Raw genomic sequence first — 18,905 nt, forward strand, 5'->3', positions numbered from 1 at the left:
CGGCACGACGCTCCTTGCTCTCCCACGGGCTTGGAGTCCCAAGGGGTAGACGAGCTGCCTTGCCGGGCCAGACAAAATCGACTAACAATTTACCCGCCTTGTCCGGCAAAATGAAACATACAAGGGGCGGGGTGAGGGGGGCAGATTGACCTTGATTCGTTATGCGCTCTACCTAAAAGCGTGGGGATAAACAATATACTGATAGACTGATTCCATTAACTATTTGCTCACAATAGGTAGCGCATTATGGAACCCCTCGAATCGATCAAACGCATTTTGGAAAAACAGCCGCAAGTCGATTTTGCCGTGCTGGTGGGTAGCCGCGTAACGGGCAATATTCACGCGCACAGCGACTGGGATATTGCCATTCACTGGCGCCCGATGATGAGCTGGCTGGAGCGGGTGGGCGAAACTGAAACCCTGCGGCGGGCGATAGCCGCAGCGATACATGAGCCCGAAAGCAGGGTCGACCTCATCGATCTTGCCGACAGCAACCTTGCCATGCGTGCCTTGGTTGCTGAAGAGGGGCGTCCACTCAAAGGTGAAAACACGGATGACTGGGCGCGGTATCTGCGGCGCACCTGGAGAGAGCTCGAAGAAGCGGCATTCGAGAAAATGACAGAGAATCGGCACCATGCGGCTTGATCTCTATCAGGCGGAAACCGAGCGCATCGCCAGTGAACAAACCGCGATACTCGACGAAGCGCGTGTCATCCTCCTATCGGCGCGCAACCTCAGCGCACTGGAAAACAACGGCGTGCTCCACGCCCTGCAAATGCTGATTGAAAATGCCATCGGCAAAGCCAAGCAATGGCTGAAAGCCCAAGGCCAACCCGTACCCATATCCGCCTACGATGCCTTTGCCGCGCTCGTAACGATCCATTTGCTCGATGCCGCGGATTTGCCGCACTGGAATGCGCTCATCGGCATCCGTAACCGCATCGTGCACGACTACATGAATATCCGCATAGAACGGATTCATCAACTGATTCTTGATGAAGATTACCAATTCATCACCCGTTTTCTCATGCGACAGCATTAGCCCGATGGGCATCTCCCCTCGTGGGAGAGGGTCGCGGTGAGGGGGGAAGCTGCAACAGGCCGGTGCCAATTTCGCCGTCCCCATCCCAACCTTCCCCCATCAAGGGGGAAGGGGCAACACTCCCTCTCCCCTTGTGGGAGAGGGCGGGGTGAGGGGGGAAGCTGCAACAGGCCGGTGCCAATTTCGCCACCCCCATCCCATCCTTCCCCCATGAAGGGGAAAGGGGCAACACTCCCTCTCCCCTTGTGGGAGAGTGCGGGCTTCGCCAGCTTCGCGTTGGGGGTGAGGGGCATGAGACTCCCTCTCCCCTTGTGGGAGAGGGCCGGGGTGAGGGGGATCGCGCTTTGATCCGGTATTTGCTCCCATGCGAAAGCTCAGAAATACGAACAATGTGCGGGTCACTTGCACCGCCCCAAGCTTCAGCCTACAGTTCACGAATATAGGATTTTATGAGAAACAGCATGCCACAAACTCTAATTAAAACGGTGGGCAGCAACGGCCAAATCTCATTAGGCAAAAGCTATGCGGGCAAACAGGTACTTATTGAAGAGCGAGAACCCGGCGTGTTACTGATTCGCACCGCCAAAGTCATACCCGACAATGAAGCCTGGCTACACCAACCCGCCGTTGCTGCACCACTGTACGCGGCCATGGCTTGGGCGGTCGAACACCCGGCGCAAGAATCCGACCTCGACGCGCTGGCCAATGACTTTAATGTCCAAGAACATGGTTAATACCCATGCCTCGGTGAAGCTCGAGCTAAATAACCCCCACTTCCAGCAAATCCTGTTCGCTCTGGAAAAGCGGGCACAAGCCGAATGTCTTGGCACACTGAAATAGGACTCACGCAAAAGTGTTCCGGCAAGGCAAAGCACCGAAGACAGTACAACCTGGTACGGCGAGGTGCTTTAACGCAGCGGGGGCGCTTTTGCGTAAGTGCTATGAAAAAAATCAGCGGCATGACATGGCGGATGGTGTATCAGGACAAAGGCTTGCGCTGGGAAAAGATCAGCAGCATCTCAGCCCTCGCAGGCATAGATCAGGTGTATTCGATCCGCACCACGCGGTCGGCAAGGGCACTGGTGTTCCGCGAAGGCGAATTCATGCGCTTTTTACTGGTTTCGGAGGATCATGATGCGGTTTATGGAGAGAAATAGGGGCTAGCACGCTTGCAACAACGCTTGGGCGATCAACGCATCGACGACGCACTAGGCAAAGATAATCGCGTGCTCTACGTCCTCAAACACATATTGAATAACGATGAAGCGGATATTCAGTTGTAGGAAATCCTATGGGGGCGCAAGGTTTAACCACAGGGCAATTTGGAGAATAATTTGAATGAATCAAGTCACTGCCAAGTCGGCGAGAATTCACCCAACGGCTGATGTTCAATCCGATCAAATTGGTGAAGGCACTTCCATTTGGCAATATGTTGTAATCTTGCCAGAGGCTCTTATCGGCCGAGACTGCAATATTTGTGCTCAGGTATTCATTGAGAATGATGTCGTGGTTGGTGATCGAGTCACCATAAAGAACGGGGTTCAACTGTGGGATGGTTTGCGGGTTGAAGATGATGTATTCATCGGCCCCAATGTCACATTTACCAATGATAAGTTCCCACGCTCTAAGGTGTGGCCAGACAGTTTCCCGCCTACAATTCTCGAAAAAGGCTGTTCTGTCGGGGGGGGGGCAGTCATTCTGCCCGGCATTACTATCGGCGCGAAGGCAATGGTTGGCGCCGGTTCGGTTGTCACAAAATCCGTTCCTGCCAATGTCATTGTTCGAGGCAATCCTGCTCGAATTGTCGGCTCCGAAAATCACTCGCATGAATGCGGCGATGCCCCCTCCCGCGATTCGAAAAGCACAACAAATCCATGGTCGGACTCTCGTGCTCCGTAACGCAGACGCTACGGATGCGGCATTCATTCTAGGTTTGCGAACGTATTTGCAGAAAGCACAGTACCTCTCTTATACCCCATTTGATTTAGAGAGGCAGCGTGCTTGGCTTGAAAGTTATGCGACTAAAAAAGACCAAGCACATTTTGATGTGCGAAAAGAAAATGAGCATGTTTGGCGTTTTCATGAACGCTTCGGATCGATGCGCATTCTTGAGACCGATCGAGACTACTTTTACCAAATCGATTCAGTCGCGATAGCCAAATCACGAATGAAATACCGAAAATTTCTACCCAACCCCATTCAAGTTAAGGAACAATGATGAATCTTGAGCTTTGTAAAATAATTGATCTCCCAAAAATCCATGACCCACGCGGAAATTTGACTTTTATTGAAAGTCATCGTCATATTCCTTTTGATATCCAACGGGTTTATTACCTTTACGATGTGCCGGGTGGCGCAGAGCGTGGCGGTCATGCACACAAGGGGCTCCATCAACTCATCATCGCCATGTCTGGTAGCTTTGATGTCATTCTGGATGATGGTAGGAAAAAACAACGCATCCACCTGAACCGCTCCTATAACGGTTTATACATTTGCCCGATGATCTGGCGAGAACTGGACAATTTTTCATCAGGGTCGGTATGCATGGTGCTGGCCTCCAATCACTACGATGAGGCAGACTACTACCGCGATTATTCAGACTACCTCGCTGCCCAAGGTGTGCAATGAACTCTGTTCCTTTTCTGAATCTTCGTGTCCCGTATTTGGAGCTTAAAAATGAGATTGATGCCGCCGTTGCCCGTGTTCTCGATAGCGGTTGGTACATTCTCGGTTCCGAAGTTGAAGCTTTTGAGGCTGAATATGCGGCCTACTGCGAAACAGACCACGCCATAGGCGTGGCTAACGGGCTGGATGCACTTCATTTGGCACTCCTCGCGATGGATGTGGGCGCGGGCGATGAGGTTATCGTGCCGTCCAATACTTATATTGCGACTTGGTTGGCCGTGAGCCACTGTGGTGCTACGCCAGTACCCGTAGAACCTGACGAGACGACATATAACATTGATCCTGCTCGCATCGAAGCAGCCATCACCGATCGCACAAAAGTGATTCTGCCTGTTCATCTTTATGGGCAACCCGCTGATCTAACCCCCATTCTTGAAATTGCCAGACGGCACGGATTGAAAGTACTTGAAGATGCCGCACAAGCGCATGGCGCTCGCTACAAAGGAAAACGCATAGGCGGGCATGGCGATGCCGTAGCTTGGAGCTTCTATCCGGGTAAGAACTTGGGGGCGATGGGTGATGGCGGGGCAGTAACTACAAATGATCCTGAAATCGCAGACCGTATCCGCGTGCTACGCAACTATGGCTCTCGGGTTAAGTATGTCAACGAAGTTATTGGCTATAACAGCAGGCTAGATCCCATTCAGGCAGCGGTTCTGCGCATCAAATTGAAATACCTCGACTCATGGAATTTGCGTCGAAAAACTATAGCGGATCACTATCTGGAAGAATTAGGAAAGTTAAGATGCACGCTTCCTTCAGCACCTAACCGGATCAAGCCAGTTTGGCATTTATTTGTTATCCGTCACGCGAACAGAGATAAACTTCAAAAAAAATTAACGGAACTAGGCATAAATACACTGATTCACTATCCAATCCCTCCTCACAAACAGGCAGCTTATAGCGCGATGAAATTCAGGCAAACTGATTTCCCGGTAGCCTCTCGCTTGGCGAATGAGTTATTGAGTCTGCCGATTGGCCCACATCTCTCATTATCAGAATTAGAAAAAACAACACAGTGTGTGAAGTTGGCATTAGAGGCCAGATGAAAGAAACATCTTCGTATCGTCAAATCTTGCGCGCATCCTACATAAGTGGTGTCGCCTCCGTAATAAATATCATTCTCGGAATAATACGGATGAAGGCTGCTGCCGTCTTATTGGGACCTGCTGGAGTCGGATTGATCGGCATACTTCAGCAAATTATGGTAACAGCAACTGCATTAGCAGGTGTTGGCCTAACCAGTTCAGGCACACGTCAAATAGCGGCAGCTTCGCAAGATAATGATGAAAGACTTGCAGCCACACAACATGCTTTAATCTGGGGGGCTTTAATACTTGCGCTAGTGGGTGGGCTTATAGTTTGGATATTTCGCGCCCCGATTGCCGCATTCACACTAAACGACCAATCATTGAGCTATCTCGTGGGATGGATGGCGCTTGGGGTTACATTATCAATCGCGGCGGGATCACAAATTGCACTTCTCAATGGGTTGAGGAAAATTGAACATATTGCGCGAGTTAATATTTATGCGGCTGTATTATCAACAGTCGTCGGGATACCGGCAATTTTTGCTTTCGGCGAAAACGGCATTATTATTCTTATAATATCAGTTCCATTTTCAAATCTAATAATTAGCTATATTTATGCATCCGGCCTGCAAAAATTTAGAGCCAACTCAAAAGACTTGTCCGAAATTTATTCAGAATGGAAAAATCTAATTCGACTTGGCGGCGCCTTTATGATCGCTGGCGCAGCCTTTTTAATCGGCCAATTATTAATACGGAGCATGGTTCAGAAAGAGCTAGGGCCAGTAGCACTAGGAGAGTTCACTGCCTCATGGATGATATCCATGACATATATTGGTTTTGTGTTGGGTGCAATGGCTACTGATTACTATCCACGCCTAACAGGCATCATCAAAGATCACCCGGCCGTCAATAGGTTAGTTAATGAACAAACAGAGATTGCCTTATTGTTTTCAGGGCCGATATTAATCGCCATGATGACACTTGCTCCTTGGGTGATAGAAATTCTTTACACCAAGGATTTCAAACCTGCGGCAGAAATTTTACGTTGGCAGATACTAGGAGATATTTTGAAATTAGCGAGCTGGCCTCTTGGGTTCATCATTTTAGCTGCAGCCAATAGTAAAACCTTTATGTTAACCGAATCACTCGGCGCATTCATTATGCTTGGCTCTACATGGGTTGCAATCCCCTATTTTGGGGTGACAGCCACAGGTATCTCCTTTCTTTTTATGTACATTTTTTATTTACCTGTTGTTTATTGGCTTGCTAAAAAAAGAACAGGATTTCGATGGAGTATTGCCGTAGTGCGGCTTATCATCATAATAACATTGGCCTGTGTAGCAGTGGCCGTTATCGATCATTATGATCAGGTCTACGGGGTTGTATTGGGGCTATCATTAACTGCAGTGGGTTTAATATATAGTATTTCGAAACTCAAAGGGCACCTCAGGTCGACTTGCTAAATCAATCTACTCAATGGGTGTATTTAAAATTCAATGGAGGTGAAAAGTGCTTGTTACATATGCGCTATTTACATATAACCAAGAGAAATTTATTCGAGATGCGGTTAGGTCTGCTCTGGATCAAACCTACACCCCGTTACAGATAATTATATCTGACGATTCTTCCACTGATGGAACATTTGATCTTATAAAAGAAGAGACGGCCAACTACTCCGGGCCTCATGAGTTAATTCTGAATAGAAACCCCATAAACATTGGTCTAATTGGGCATATAAATAAGATTTTCGATATTTCCGAAGGGGAATTCATCATTGCTGCTGCTGGTGATGATATTTCACTGCCATCAAGAACCAGTGAAATAGTTGCGGAATTCAAAGATACAAGGGCTTTAGTGATTCACCACTTGGCAATAGCAATGGACAATGAAAGCCAAGTAAAAGATACCGTGCTGCCACCAAAAGAGTTATTAAATAAATCCATAGCAAGAGCAGCATGGTCGCAGTCAATCTATTTGGGTGCTACTGGTGCTTGGAATAAAGAAATATATAGACTGTTTGGATCGATCAAAAATAATGACGCGTATGAGGATCAAGTCCTTGGGTTTAGAGCAATGCTGCATGATCGGTTGCACTTTATCAATAAGCCTTTGCTTTACTACAGAACTGGATCAGGCATAAGTAATACCAAAAAATTAAGCAAGGCCAACTTAAAAAACTGCATTGGACTTCAAATTCAAAAAATTGAAGATTTAAATTCTTTAAAAAATCCACGTAGAATAATCTTTTCGATTGCCTATTTGAAGTTGATTCTGTGCCGAATTACCAAGATACTCCTTGGTAGATGAGTTTTTTAAGGTTTATCCTGAACGGTGGTCTTTTCCCAAATAAAACCTGACCATTAATGAGCCTGGTCTGCGCCATTGAAGCGGTGGTTTGCCTGTTATGAAACTTTTGGCAAACCATGCCGAAGTAACATTTGTAACTTGCGAGGCACCCAACTAAAACCCTTGGTGTAGTCCGCAGTGCTTAGCTTGCGCATTTGCTGAATTTTCTGGCGCTCCTTGCGTAATCGGCCTGCATTTCTGAAAAGGCTGGTAAACACATTCGCGTAAATGTCTTTCCACAATCGCTTATCTCCTTTGATGAGGGCGAGGGTAATGCCTTCAAATGCCAGCAGCGCAAGATGAATCGGCAGGGTGATCCAAAGTTGCAAGGGCGGACTGCACAGAATCATCACATAGGTTTTGTTCCGCTCGGAGAGCCGACGACGGCGATAGGTGGTGGTAAGGCGGTTGGCGTTGACGCGGTTGCCACCAAAGCTTGCGCCTTGACGATGGCGATAGAAGCTCGCTTCGGTTACTTGTACCGGGTAGCCCGAGAGGCGGGCATGGCAACAGAGCTGCATGTCTTCGGCGATGGATTCAAACCACTCGGGGAATCCGCCTAAGTTTTTCCACAGGGTGCGTGGAATCCACAGGCAGGCACCGATGACCATGGCGACATCGCGCCGTGCGGGGTCAAGATTCGGAATGGGGTTGTAGAACGGGTCGAGCAGGTCGCCCCGGTCAACGAGTTCTCCGCTTTGCCAGTCGTGTTGAGGCAGCGTGAGAATGCCTTGCGGTGTTTGGGCTCGCGCGGCTTCAAGCAGGGTTTGCAGCGCATCGGGGGCAAGCGCTGCGTCGTTGTTCAGTAAGAGCAAGTATTCACCTTTGGCCTGCGCAGCCATGCGGTTGTTGCTGATGCAGAAACCCACATTTTCGCTACTTTCAATAATGTGCAGATAGGGAAAACGCTCTTGCGGGTAGCGTTCGCGCAGCAGGTTGATTGAGTTATCGGTGGAGGCATCGTCGTGAACGAGGATTTCCAGCTCGATTTGCCCCTGCTGGGCCAGTACGGAGTCGATACAATCAACAAGTACGGCTTCGCCGTTGTAATTGGCGATGCAGATTGAGATGGTTGGCTGGCTCATGCCAGTCCCTGCCACCAGCGCCAAGTGCGGGCAATGCCTTCTTCAAGCGAGACTTCGGCTGTCCAGCCGTAGGCACGCTGTGCGGCATGGACATCCAGTTCGATGCGCGCCACATCCACGGTACGGCTGGCATCTCGCACAATGGATAAGGGGTGTTCCGTGATGCGGCAAATGGTGTCAATCAAATCATTCAGACTAACACCATGACCATAAGCCGCGTTGAGTATCTGTGTTCCTCTTGATATTGGCTTGTCGATAATGTGCAAACAAAGTCGAATAAAATCATCAATGTAGAGATAATCTCGCACTGCGCTGCCATCGCCCCATAGTGTGAGCGGTGTTTTGTTCTGAATGCGGTCAAAAGTTGTGGGAATAATACCGAAACCATTGCGTAGCCCCTGCCCAGGGCCGTACAGATTGGATGGCCTGAAAATGGTGGCAGCAAGATTAAACTGCATTGCCGCTGCATGGATGAAGTGCTCGGATGCGGCCTTGCCTGCGCCGTAATACGAGCGGGGGCGCAATACATCGTTTTCATTTGCGGGGTGGTCATGGGTATCACCATACAGCGTACCGCCCGATGAAAGATAAATCAGGCGGCAGTGTGGCGCGTGTTGTAGCGCAGTGGTTAACGCCAAGGTTAATCGCAGGTTTCCGTCAAGCTCGGCAAGCGGGCGACCGGCTGTTTGTCCGGGAGTTGAAACGGATGCAGCATGAATAATGGTGTGCGATCGGGCAAGAATGCCATTGAAATCTTCAGGTGTGGAGAACTCGCTCACTCTAACTTCGACCCCGGATGGAAAGGGTCTTCTCGAATTGCTACGAACCAGTGCGATGATGGGTTGACCGCGTTCAGCTAAACGCTCCATAAGGTGCCTGCCAACAAAGCCATTCGCCCCAAGAATAGCAACCGCCTCAGTCATGAGATGCCCTATGGATCAGCTGTTGGTAGAGGTTGGTATAGCGTGCCGCACAGTCATCCCAGGTGCCGATTTCACGACCGACCCAAGCCCGTGCGGCATCACCCGCACGGTGATTTTCGGCCATGTTTTCAAAGTGCTGCAAACCCTGCCCGACATCCTCTGCGCTGTCGCACAGCCAACCCGTTTCGCCATGAAAAACAATGTTTTCATGCGCGGGCAAGCGGGAGGCGATAATCGGCAACCCGGCGGCCATGGCTTCCAGCATGACTTGCGGGCGGCCTTCGGCATGGCAACTGAGCGTAATCAGCCCTTGCGCACCGGGGAACCAGCCCCGGCAAAGTTGTTCCGGGCTGGCGGGGCCGTGGTAATGCACCCAGTCGGGTAAGTCGATGGTTTCCTGCATCGGCCCAAACAGGTGCAATTCACGAGTCTGTCCGTTGAAAAACTGTTCTCCCCATTCGAGTAATGAGCCAAGTTTGGCGCGGGTCAAGCGTGTGACAGCCAGCCACCGCGTGGGCATGGCGAGCGGTGTTTCGGCGCGGGGAATGGCATACCACATGGGATCAATCCCAAAGGGTACAAAACGCACTTTGGCGACCTTGCCAAAGGCGGCTTCCAATGGCTTAACCATCCAGCCAGCATTGGGGCAGATTACGGTGGGATGACGGTCGAAAACATGCCGCAACATCGACTTCATCATGGGCTTATTCAATAACTGCATATCTGTACCCAGCACACTAACCAATAGCGGTTTGCCATCATTGGGCAGAGGCAGGGCATTTTGCAACCAGTTGACGTGATAAAGATCAGCGTCGCTGCGACGATAAACGGCGCGTAGCCCCATCAACAAGCGCAATGGCGCGACGAGGGCGCGCACACCGCCGGAACGCAATAAGTGGGCGATACCGCCACTTTGCATGAGTTGCGCAAGAAAAGTTGTTTCATGTGCGCTGGCAACTTGAATCACATCAGGATGGACCTCACCCGGTGGGGCCCACAGACTCACGCGCAAGTCTTTGCGACGCGCCAAGGCATCGGTCAAATGGCGGATGAACAGCCCACGCCAATCATTCAGGTCGGCGGGATAAGATGTACTGACCATGAGTACGCGAAGAGGGGCGTTAGTTCTCAGAAAACACTTTCCTTGTGATGAGAGTCGTTTGTGCCCGAATGGCGCTTGGCGCAACCCGAGGAATGGCAACACTGGTTCAGGAGTGTTTCCGTGCTGTCTCCCAAGCTATGCGGTGATTTTTTCACCACGGGTTTAATCGTCATAATGGCAACAAATCTGGGCAATGAATGGGTGCTCCTCGGATATTTAATATACCAGTCCATGCCGATGCATTTTACACCGGCAAAGCGAATGGCGCGGTAAGGCTACAACCCGCCGGCCCGATGACATGCAATTGATATATTCCTGCGCCAGCGCGGCGGCGATATGCCAAACCAAGCGTTCCATGCCGCCAACGAGCGGCGGCAGGTTGCGGGTAATCAGCAGGGCGGTTTTTTTGGGGTGATGTTCCATATCGTTTTGAGTGCCTTCTTGTGCAGTTGATTCGCTCGGCAATTTTCAGCACGTAGCCCGGATTCCGCTGCACTGTGTCCGAGCTGCTTGCTATTGGCCAGAAATTAGGCGACCAAGGGCCGAATGATAAGCGGCCATATCTTCGCGTTTGTCGATGGCCAGGACGAGCACAATCAGTACATCATCTTCGACGCTGTACACAAGGCGATAGCCATGTTTGCGCAGTTTGATTTTATAGCACCCGCGTAGGTCACCATGCAGCTCCGCACCCGGTGTATGGGGCTCGTTGAGGCGTTTTTTGAGTAATTTTCGCAATAGTTCTTTGATGCTGCCGTCGAGTGCGTTCCATTCGTCAAGGGCTTCCGGTAGGAATTTTAGCCGGTAGCGTGTCGCACTTGGGCTTGCATCAGATTTGGTCAATATCCACCTCAATAGCGCTGTCTTTGCGCATTAAACGCTGACGTGCCAATTCGAGTAGGTTTTTGTCGGATAGCTCTTCGGCTATGGCTTCAAACAGTTTGGGGCTCACCATGTAGAACGCGGGCCGGTTGTGGTTGAGCACGGCGACCGGCTTTTCGCCTGCCGTTCGCAAGACCTGCGCCGGGTTCTTTTTGAATTCGGTCATACTAATGGAGTAGTCGGCGTAGATGGAGTCCATAATTGTTTACCTTGCAGATTTGGGTACGAATATAGCTCTGTTTTAAGCGCGATTCAAACACGTCTTTGAATGATAATCTGGGGCAGGTTTTGAGGGGGTGCTATTCATCGGATTGCGTTGAAGGCGAATCTGACCGTGTTGCCCCTGGGAGCCTGTCGGTTAACCATTTGCGCTCAGGCTCAATACGCATAGTGGTAGCGAAGTTGAGCGATGAATAGCTGCTCGTCCGAGATTTTATACACCAGCCGGTGTTCATCATTAATTCGTCGAGACCAGTAACCTGTGAGGCTGTATTTTAAGGGCTCTGGCTTGCCAATGCCGTCAAAAGGGTCGCGCTGAATTTCTTTGATTAAGGTGTTGATGCGTTTCAGTATGGTTTTGTCGGTTTGCTGCCAATAGAGGTATTCATCCCACGACTTGCTGGAAAAAATGAGCTTCATTCAATCAATTCGCGCTCGCTTCCTTTCCCGGCTTCGAGCTCGGCAATTGATTCGAGCAAGCGCCGCGCATTGGCTGGCGCGCGAAGCAAATACGCCGTTTCTTCCATGGCTTGATAATCTTCCAGAGAGATCATGACGACGGGTGCTTCCTGCTTGCGCGTGATGATTATCGGATGGTGATCGTTGCACACTTTTTCCATTGTTTTAGCAAAGTTGGCGCGTGCTGCTGTGTAACTGATCGCGTTCATGGGGAGCACCTAAAGCATATTCTGTACATTAAACCGTACATAAAGTGTAACGGTTGATGAGATGAACCGTCAATGCGTTCGCTTAATTCGCAAGAGAAGCGCTGATTTATTCAGTGCTTCCCGCTTGGGACAGGATACCCCAACACGAACAAAGACATAAGTCTTTGATTCGTATGAGCCATCGCGGGCGGGTACCGCGATGAGCGAGCGGAGTTATTCCAAAGGTGGAATAAATCAGCATTTACCAAGGTTTCCGCGCAGGCGTATGGGGACAGGCATTGCTGCACCGATACCACCTCTCACCTGCCAATCGGCTGGATTATCGGGTGCCTATGGCGTGCGGAGGGCATTACGCAGGCCGAGATATTCTACAAAAGGGTTGAAATCTCGATCAGAGAACAGCAGGGGCATGTTTTGCTCGATGCAGAATGTGGCAATGATGACATCGGCAGTCTTTCGAATCGTAATGCCGTTTTTACGTAGGGTGCGAAAATTATCCGCGCTTTTTAGTGCCATTTTCGTGCCGAGCAATTCAAATATCGTAAGCTCGTTCAGTAAACGCCTGGCTGCTTTGTAGTCCTTGTCATGCCTGAATCCTTGGAGTACTTCTGTAAGAATTAAATCCCCAATGGCAACGGGGCTCTCACCCAGTATTCCGTCCAGGCATTCTGCTTCTGGCGATTCGTGACCGTTGAAGTAGTCAATCCAAACGCTGGAATCGACTAAAATCATGAATCGCTTCGCATCTCGTCAAGATCGCCGGACCATGATAGCTTGCCTCTGAAACGCTTGATTTCTCCTTGTTTTTTTAATTTGATCAGGGTTTCTAGACCTAACTGCACGGCTTGTTTCTTGGTGCGCAACCCGGTGATTTTGAGCACCTCGTTCATCAGCTTGTCATCAATTTCGATATTGGTGCGCATGGGGTTTGGTCCCTCGTGTGTATAAAAGTTATTTTATATGCACATCGGCTATGCGGCAAAGCGAATGACACGAGAGACGGTGCTTTGATCGATGGTACCGAGGCCAAGTTCGGCAATTGTCAAATACCCTCGATATCCTGGTACACCTCGCCCACCGTGGCGGTCAGATCAAGGCATTCAATGGTGAACGCGCCCTCGGCATGAACTTCCGGCAGCCAGTCGGCACGGCGGCGGTAGATTTCGATTTGAGGGTAATCCTGCGCGACAAGCACATATTCTTGCAGGCTGGGCAGGGTTTGGTATGCCAGCATTTTCTCGCGGCGGTCGATGCGCTCGGTGGTTTCCGAGAGCACTTCGATAATCAGGCACGGCGTTCGACTGTAATGGGTTTCGCGGTCGTCGGGATCGCAGTTCAATACTAAATCCGGGTAGTAGAAAATATCTTTGCCGCCAATACTGAGCCGCACTTTCATGTCGGCAATAAATAGCTGGCATTTTTTTTCGCGCGCTTTGGGTGTGAGTATAAAAGCCAGGGCATTTGTGATAAGGCCATGCCGTCGGCTGGCGCCGCCCATGGCGTACACTTGGCCATCAATATATTCGTGGCGGATTTCGCTGTGCTCTTCACCGTTGAGGTAATCGGTGACGCTAATGTTGCGCAAATGGGCGGCTGGCGTACTCATGTGGTTTGCTCCCTGTCTGGTCGTGGCGGCGGCGGGCTTAAGCAGATGTCTTGGTAGATTTGTGCCAGTGACAGGTTGAGTATTTCGCCGTCCTGCATTGGCAGGCTGAGTGTGGCGTGTAGACCGCTGGCATCATAGAGCATCCAATGGTTGTCTGGTGCGCGCGCAAAGGCTTCGATGCGGTATTCATCTTGAGCGATCAGCACATAGGCTTGCAGGCTGTCGATGAGCCGATAGTGGCTGAATTTTTTGCCGCGATCATACGCTTCCGTGCCGGGTGAAAGCACTTCGACAATGATTTTCGCGTCGTGCTTGACCAAGGCGCGCTCGGCATCAGCGGGCGTGCAGGTGACAAACACATCGGGATAAAAGCAGGCATCGGCCGCAGTAACCACGAGCTTCATATCGGCCATGAACACACGGCAGGGTTTGCCTTGGGTGTGTTCGCGCAGATGAATGGCGGTGTTCAGGCTGATGAGGTTGTGCACATCGGTGCCGCCGGTCGTGGCGAAGGACTCACCTTCAATGAATTCATGGCGGAGTGGCTCGGCGGCCTCCCAAGCGAGAAAATCATCGAGTGTGAAGGGAGTGGCTTTGGCGGTCGCAGTGGCATTCATGGCAGCGGTTCCGTTGAGATTCAATGCCTTGAGTGTACCGTATTTTGGTTGTTGTACGATGAATGTGCTGTTTTGAACTGGCTTTTGTGCGGTGCTGGTTCAGAGTGGCATTTATTGCCTGAACCCGTGAGATTCCCCCCTTAGCAAAGGGGGGCTGGGGGGATTTGTCGCACCGTGCCCGGGCCGCCAAATCCCCCTCAATCCCCCTTTTTCAAAGGGGGAAGCGCAAGATTCCAGCATTTCACTCTCTTTTTACAAAGGCACCACCTCACCCCCCCCTTTAGCAAAGGGGGGCAGGGGGGATTTGTCGCACCGTGCCCAGGCCACCAAATCCCCCTCGATCCCCCTTTTACAAAGGGGGCGGCGCAAGATTTCACCGTTTCACTCTCCTTTTTACAAAGGCACCACCTCACCCCCCCCTTTTTAGGAAAGGGGGGCAGGGGGGATTTGTCACACCGTGGCCAGGCCGCCAAATCCCCCTCGATCCCCCTTTTTCAAAGGGGGAGGTTGTTACGTGGTGCTGGTTCAGGGTTGAGGCGCATTGCCAGAACCTGCGAGGTTCGCTTCCCCTTTTCACGAAAGGGGGTGAGCGGCGGCGTCTCGCTTGAGAATCAAATATCCCGCAACAATGCGTTAATGCCGACTTTGCTCAAGGTTTTTGCATCGACCTTTTTCACGATCACCGCGCAGTACAGGCTGTATTTGCCGCATTTAGACGGCAGGTTGCCGGATACGACGACCGAACCCGCCGGGATGCGGCCATAGCTGACTTCCCCGGTTTCGCGATCATAAATCTTGGTGGATTGGCCGATGTATACGCCCATGGAGATCACCGAACCTTCTTCGACGATGACGCCTTCCACCACTTCGGAGCGGGCACCGATGAAGCAGTTGTCTTCAATGATGGTGGGTGTGGCTTGCAGCGGTTCGAGCACGCCGCCGATGCCGACGCCGCCGGAAAGATGCACGTTTTTACCGATTTGTGCGCAGGAACCGACGGTGGCCCAGGTATCGACCATGGTGCCTTCATCGACATACGCGCCGATGTTCACATACGAAGGCATCAGCACCGCGCCTTTGGCGATGAAGCTGCCGCGACGGGCAACGGCGTTGGGCACGACACGGATGCCGGCTTCTTCGAATTGCGTTTGATTCCAGTTGGCGAATTTGGTCGGCACTTTGTCGAAATAGCGCAGGTCGCCGCCTTGAACAATTTCATTCGGGTTGAGGCGGAAAGACAGCAATACGGCTTTTTTCAGCCATTCGTTGACGACCCAATCGCCCACGCCACGGCGTTCGGCCACGCGCAGTTGCCCCGCATCGAGCATGCCGAGCACGGTATTGACCGCCTCGCGCACGGCTTGGGGCGCCTCGGCCGGGGTGATATTCGCGCGGTCTTCAAAGGCGGTTTCGATGATGTTTTTCAGGGCGTTGAGATCGGTCATGTGGGTACTCTCTGGAAGTTTTTTCGATGCAACATTCTAACAGCTTGCCATTGGTATGCGTGGGGAATGCGTGGGGAATGCGGGTGGTGGTTATTCAAGATGCAGGCGGACAATGGCTACCCAGGTATCGGGCTGGTTGCTGTGTTGGATGTATTGCACGTCGGGTTGCAGAAAGATGCGCGGGGTGATTTGCATGATGTAGGCCGCTTCCAGCAGCCGCTCGTTATCGCCGCTGTGATTCAGATGCAGTGTGGCCGCGCCCAGCGTGAGGTAATCGTCCGGTCGATGCGCGAACGGTGCTTGCCAATTGAGGCCCACGCCAAGGTATCGGTTCGCTCCGGTGGCTTGTGCATCCATGCCAGAGGCAAAGCTGGCGCGCATAAAGCCGCTGATATGCCGGTGTTGCCTTGAGCTGAGCGGCGTTTCGGCACTGAGATAGCCGCCGCGCAGATCCGGCTGGCCGTTGCCCCGTTTTTGCCAGCCACCGATTTTGATGGCGGTGCCCTCGCTCGGCCGCCATTGCCCTTCGGCGATGTTCAAAACGCCTTGAGAGAATGGCCGGGTTTGTTGCTCGACATCGCCTTGAATCAACCCGACCTTTACTGCGAAGGGGGCGGTATCCGGATTGGTGGCGCTGCCGATGCTGGTTACGAGCCCGGTTCCGTTTTTGGGGAATGTCGATGCGGCGAAATTGTCGGTGATCGTCGGGTCGAGGCCAAATGAGCTGTTCAGCAATTGCGCGGCGCTGTCCGTGCTGTCGAATTCTGCGTTCAAATCGAATACACCCAATCGGGTGTTGAGAGCAATATGAGACGAGTTCAACCAGTTCTGTTGCCAGAACGCGGTGTTGAGCACCAGCCGATTGCGGTTGCCCTCGATATTGCTCGGGTTGGTGTCTGCGCCGATCAATTGTGCATTGGCATCGCCCACGCGAGTCGTCATGAGTGAGAAATTGAACACGCTGTTGGGCAGACCAAGACGATTGCCCTTGAGGGTAAAACCGCCCACCGCGACGCTATCGAGCGCGTTGCCGCGACGAATACCGCCGGAGAGATTATTCACCCAATCGGTATCCCAGTGGCCGTATAGAGAAAAAATCTGTGATTCGTCCAATGGCGGTGCGTGGCTGGCAGCCGTGGGCGGGGATAGATCCTGCATTTCCTCCGAGCCAATAATCGGGTCGATGTTGTCGTCGGCTTTTGCGGTATGGTCGACGATCAATGTGCCGATCAAACAGAGTGCGGCAATGAGTTTGGTGTGGGAGGATTTATCCATGGATTGCAATGATAATCAGTCTCATTTCTTTTTTGTATTGTCGGCTGAATATTTTTGCATCCGGGGCTGGATCGATCGCAGGAGTAAGTTACGCTATGACTTGTCTTTTCCGGGCACGTTCCGGGCTTGTTCTGCTGTGTTGTTGCCATCACGTTCGTGGTAACTGAGGAGGAACATCGATTCATGCGATCAATAGCGGTTATTGGTGGTGGAATTACGGGTGTGACGACGGCCTACGCGTTGGTCAAGCGCGGCTTTGCGGTGACGGTTTTTGAAAAGAACCGCTATGCCGCGATGGAGACGTCGTATGCCAATGGTGGTCAGCTTTCGGCTTCGAATGCGGAGGTGTGGAACAGTTGGTCCACGATTTTGCATGGGATGCAATGGATGATGCGCCCGGACGCACCCTTGCTGGTGAACCCCAAACCGAGTTGGCACAAGTTGAGCTGGTTTGCCGAGTTTGTCGCCAATGTGCCGCACTACAAGCGAAATACCATTGAGACGACACGCCTTGCGATTGCCGCGCGGCAGTATCTGTTCGACTGGGCGGAACAAGAACAGATCGATTTCGATTTGAAGAGGCAAGGTATCCTGCATTTTTACCGTTCACGAGCGGGGTTTGAACACGCGGGGCGGGTTTCGAAGCTGCTGGCTGCTGGCGGGTTGCCACGCCGGGCGGTAACGCCGGAAGAAATGCGAGCGATCGAACCGACGCTTAAAGGGCAGTTTTACGGTGGCTATTTCACTGAAAGTGATGCCAGCGGGGATATCCACAAGTACTCGAACGGTCTCGCGGCCGCGGCCGAGCGATCGGGGGCTTGCTTCCTGTGGAATCGCGATGTGGTGGCCGTCCGCCACGCGGGGCAAACAATCGAGATCGACGCAGAAGAATTGCCGGGTTCGACAGCACCGCAGACGCTGACTTTTGATGGCGTGGTGATTTGTGCAGGGGTGCATAGCCGAAAATTGGCCGCTGCCCTGGGCGATCGGTTGAATGTCTACCCGGTCAAAGGGTATTCGATCACCGTGCCGCTGACGGATGAGCAAAGCCAGCAGGCTGCACCGAATGTCAGCCTGCTGGACGATGAAACCAAGCTCGTGTCCAGCCGCTTTGCGGGGCATTCAGCGGGAAGTGAGGGCAGTGATCGGTTGCGTGTTGCCGGTACGGCGGAGTTCAACGGTTATAACCGGGATATTCGAGCCGATCGAATCAAACCGCTGGTCGATTGGGTTCAGGCCAATTTCCCGGAGATCAATACGCGGCAGGTTATTCCCTGGGCAGGTTTGCGCCCGATGATGCCGAACATGATGCCGCGGGTCGGGCGAGGTCGACATGGCAACGTGTATTACAACACCGGCCACGGCCACCTGGGGTGGACCTTGTCTGCCGCCACGGCTGAGATGGTGGCGGGCATAATGATGGAAAACGGGGTGGATTCATCCAAAGTATGATCGGGCTTAGAGAGTGTTTACAGAATCAAGCTTAAAACGGACGCGATCAAACCTTCAACGGTCTTTCAATGGGTTTCAAGACAGGCTTGTGTTGTTTCGCCCGCCAACCGCCCCGTTCTTCGATCCACTGAGATCACATGCGGGCGCCCCCTTTCTTTGCTCGTGCAAAGAAAGGGGAAAGAAACACGCCCCATGGGGCCGGCCCTTCGGGCAACCCCTGGCCTTACCTGCTCCAGCCGGGTCGCCTCGACGTGACTTCCTGTCACGGCGAGGCTGAATTGGCCATCCATGGCCCATTCCCCCGGCCTCCACAGGTCAGTCCAGGGCGGCCCCAAAGGGGATTCTCCCACTTCGTTTAGCATGGTGCTGTCTGGAAGACTTTTGATTTTGTTAACAGCTTCTAACCCGGATATTTCACCGCCCCATGATTTGAGCACATTCCCGTGACATGCTGGGCAAGGCTGATGGGGTAATGGCGTCGATTGCTCGATCCTTGAGCCATTTCCTGAATTTCGGGCAAACCTCCC

At 52.0% G+C, this 18,905-nt stretch carries 25 protein-coding genes; 11 read left to right on the forward strand and 14 right to left on the reverse strand.

Translation table 11 applies throughout. From position 1 onward, the window contains the following. The first annotated feature begins 246 nt into the window (after window positions 1–246). The 10 genes from PHD44_RS09900 to PHD44_RS09945 all read left to right on the forward strand — a co-directional run bounded on the left by PHD44_RS09900 (window position 247) and on the right by PHD44_RS09945 (window position 7,065). Window positions 247–645, forward strand: a complete 399-nt coding sequence (locus PHD44_RS09900; protein WP_300191071.1) for a nucleotidyltransferase domain-containing protein — start codon at window positions 247–249, stop codon at window positions 643–645. Continuing rightward, the gene (locus PHD44_RS09905) at window positions 635–1,042 is read left to right on the forward strand and encodes a HepT-like ribonuclease domain-containing protein (RefSeq protein WP_300191074.1); all 408 of its coding nucleotides are present in this window, start codon (window positions 635–637) and stop codon (window positions 1,040–1,042) included. Before PHD44_RS09900 ends, PHD44_RS09905 begins: the two co-directional genes overlap by 11 nt. Window positions 1,043–1,503: 461 nt before the next feature. Next, complete coding sequence (locus tag PHD44_RS09910; RefSeq protein ID WP_300191076.1) at window positions 1,504–1,776, forward strand: hypothetical protein; 273 nt, start codon at window positions 1,504–1,506, stop codon at window positions 1,774–1,776. Window positions 1,777–1,983: 207 nt separating this feature from the next. Next, complete coding sequence (locus tag PHD44_RS09915) at window positions 1,984–2,199, forward strand: hypothetical protein (RefSeq protein ID WP_300191079.1); 216 nt, start codon at window positions 1,984–1,986, stop codon at window positions 2,197–2,199. A gap of 181 nt (window positions 2,200–2,380) precedes the next feature. Continuing rightward, window positions 2,381–2,941, forward strand: a complete 561-nt coding sequence (locus PHD44_RS09920; protein WP_300191080.1) for an acyltransferase — start codon at window positions 2,381–2,383, stop codon at window positions 2,939–2,941. Continuing rightward, the gene (locus PHD44_RS09925; RefSeq protein ID WP_300191083.1) at window positions 2,931–3,260 is read left to right on the forward strand and encodes a hypothetical protein; all 330 of its coding nucleotides are present in this window, start codon (window positions 2,931–2,933) and stop codon (window positions 3,258–3,260) included. Before PHD44_RS09920 ends, PHD44_RS09925 begins: the two co-directional genes overlap by 11 nt. After that, window positions 3,260–3,670 (forward strand): FdtA/QdtA family cupin domain-containing protein, encoded by a 411-nt coding sequence (locus tag PHD44_RS09930; protein ID WP_300191085.1) that lies wholly within the window; start codon window positions 3,260–3,262, stop codon window positions 3,668–3,670. Before PHD44_RS09925 ends, PHD44_RS09930 begins: the two co-directional genes overlap by 1 nt. After that, entirely contained in the window at window positions 3,667–4,776 is a 1,110-nt protein-coding gene (locus PHD44_RS09935; RefSeq protein ID WP_300191087.1) for a DegT/DnrJ/EryC1/StrS aminotransferase family protein, read from the forward strand. The genes PHD44_RS09930 and PHD44_RS09935 overlap by 4 nt, the downstream gene beginning before the upstream one ends. Continuing rightward, entirely contained in the window at window positions 4,773–6,221 is a 1,449-nt protein-coding gene (locus PHD44_RS09940; RefSeq protein WP_300191090.1) for an O-antigen translocase, read from the forward strand. Before PHD44_RS09935 ends, PHD44_RS09940 begins: the two co-directional genes overlap by 4 nt. Before the next feature lie 46 nt (window positions 6,222–6,267). Then, complete coding sequence (locus tag PHD44_RS09945; RefSeq protein ID WP_300191093.1) at window positions 6,268–7,065, forward strand: glycosyltransferase; 798 nt, start codon at window positions 6,268–6,270, stop codon at window positions 7,063–7,065. 95 nt (window positions 7,066–7,160) lie between these two features. Here the strand turns inward: PHD44_RS09945 and PHD44_RS09950 are convergent, their stop codons facing one another. The 14 genes from PHD44_RS09950 to PHD44_RS10015 form a co-directional block, all read right to left on the reverse strand. After that, complete coding sequence (locus tag PHD44_RS09950; RefSeq protein WP_300191096.1) at window positions 7,161–8,189, reverse strand: glycosyltransferase; 1,029 nt, start codon at window positions 8,187–8,189, stop codon at window positions 7,161–7,163. After that, complete coding sequence (locus PHD44_RS09955) at window positions 8,186–9,112, reverse strand: NAD-dependent epimerase/dehydratase family protein (protein ID WP_300191099.1); 927 nt, start codon at window positions 9,110–9,112, stop codon at window positions 8,186–8,188. The genes PHD44_RS09950 and PHD44_RS09955 overlap by 4 nt, the downstream gene beginning before the upstream one ends. Beyond that, window positions 9,105–10,214 (reverse strand): glycosyltransferase family 4 protein, encoded by a 1,110-nt coding sequence (locus PHD44_RS09960; RefSeq protein ID WP_300191101.1) that lies wholly within the window; start codon window positions 10,212–10,214, stop codon window positions 9,105–9,107. The genes PHD44_RS09955 and PHD44_RS09960 overlap by 8 nt, the downstream gene beginning before the upstream one ends. Window positions 10,215–10,430: 216 nt before the next feature. Continuing rightward, on the reverse strand, window positions 10,431–10,637 hold the full coding sequence (locus tag PHD44_RS09965; protein WP_300191104.1) for a hypothetical protein: 207 nt from the start codon (window positions 10,635–10,637) through the stop codon (window positions 10,431–10,433). A 90-nt stretch (window positions 10,638–10,727) separates the two neighbouring features. Next, entirely contained in the window at window positions 10,728–11,057 is a 330-nt protein-coding gene (locus tag PHD44_RS09970; protein WP_300191107.1) for a type II toxin-antitoxin system RelE/ParE family toxin, read from the reverse strand. Further along, window positions 11,044–11,295 (reverse strand): type II toxin-antitoxin system prevent-host-death family antitoxin, encoded by a 252-nt coding sequence (locus PHD44_RS09975; RefSeq protein WP_300191110.1) that lies wholly within the window; start codon window positions 11,293–11,295, stop codon window positions 11,044–11,046. The genes PHD44_RS09970 and PHD44_RS09975 overlap by 14 nt, the downstream gene beginning before the upstream one ends. 179 nt (window positions 11,296–11,474) lie before the next feature. Next, window positions 11,475–11,735 carry a Txe/YoeB family addiction module toxin gene (locus tag PHD44_RS09980; RefSeq protein WP_300191112.1) on the reverse strand — a complete coding sequence of 87 codons (261 nt, stop codon included), beginning with the start codon at window positions 11,733–11,735 and terminating at the stop codon, window positions 11,475–11,477. Then, window positions 11,732–11,983: a type II toxin-antitoxin system Phd/YefM family antitoxin gene (locus PHD44_RS09985; RefSeq protein WP_300191115.1), complete on the reverse strand. Its 252-nt coding sequence runs from the start codon at window positions 11,981–11,983 to the stop codon at window positions 11,732–11,734. The genes PHD44_RS09980 and PHD44_RS09985 overlap by 4 nt, the downstream gene beginning before the upstream one ends. A gap of 330 nt (window positions 11,984–12,313) precedes the next feature. After that, window positions 12,314–12,715 carry a PIN domain nuclease gene (locus PHD44_RS09990; protein ID WP_300191118.1) on the reverse strand — a complete coding sequence of 134 codons (402 nt, stop codon included), beginning with the start codon at window positions 12,713–12,715 and terminating at the stop codon, window positions 12,314–12,316. Continuing rightward, window positions 12,712–12,906 (reverse strand): type II toxin-antitoxin system VapB family antitoxin, encoded by a 195-nt coding sequence (locus PHD44_RS09995; protein ID WP_300191121.1) that lies wholly within the window; start codon window positions 12,904–12,906, stop codon window positions 12,712–12,714. Before PHD44_RS09995 ends, PHD44_RS09990 begins: the two co-directional genes overlap by 4 nt. Window positions 12,907–13,025: 119 nt before the next feature. Beyond that, complete coding sequence (locus PHD44_RS10000) at window positions 13,026–13,589, reverse strand: Uma2 family endonuclease (RefSeq protein WP_300191124.1); 564 nt, start codon at window positions 13,587–13,589, stop codon at window positions 13,026–13,028. Next, window positions 13,586–14,206, reverse strand: a complete 621-nt coding sequence (locus PHD44_RS10005) for a Uma2 family endonuclease (protein WP_300191127.1) — start codon at window positions 14,204–14,206, stop codon at window positions 13,586–13,588. Before PHD44_RS10005 ends, PHD44_RS10000 begins: the two co-directional genes overlap by 4 nt. Before the next feature lie 611 nt (window positions 14,207–14,817). Beyond that, on the reverse strand, window positions 14,818–15,651 hold the full coding sequence (dapD, locus tag PHD44_RS10010) for a 2,3,4,5-tetrahydropyridine-2,6-dicarboxylate N-succinyltransferase (protein ID WP_300191130.1): 834 nt from the start codon (window positions 15,649–15,651) through the stop codon (window positions 14,818–14,820). Window positions 15,652–15,741: 90 nt separating this feature from the next. Further along, window positions 15,742–16,926: a carbohydrate porin gene (locus tag PHD44_RS10015; RefSeq protein WP_300191133.1), complete on the reverse strand. Its 1,185-nt coding sequence runs from the start codon at window positions 16,924–16,926 to the stop codon at window positions 15,742–15,744. A gap of 183 nt (window positions 16,927–17,109) precedes the next feature. Here PHD44_RS10015 and PHD44_RS10020 point away from each other — a divergent pair, with 183 nt between their 5' ends. Beyond that, window positions 17,110–18,378 carry a D-amino acid dehydrogenase gene (locus tag PHD44_RS10020; protein ID WP_300191136.1) on the forward strand — a complete coding sequence of 423 codons (1,269 nt, stop codon included), beginning with the start codon at window positions 17,110–17,112 and terminating at the stop codon, window positions 18,376–18,378. Window positions 18,379–18,905: the final 527 nt, after the last annotated feature.

This window comes from Halothiobacillus sp., assembly GCF_028710545.1.
Taxonomy (GTDB): Bacteria; Pseudomonadota; Gammaproteobacteria; order Halothiobacillales; family Halothiobacillaceae; genus Halothiobacillus.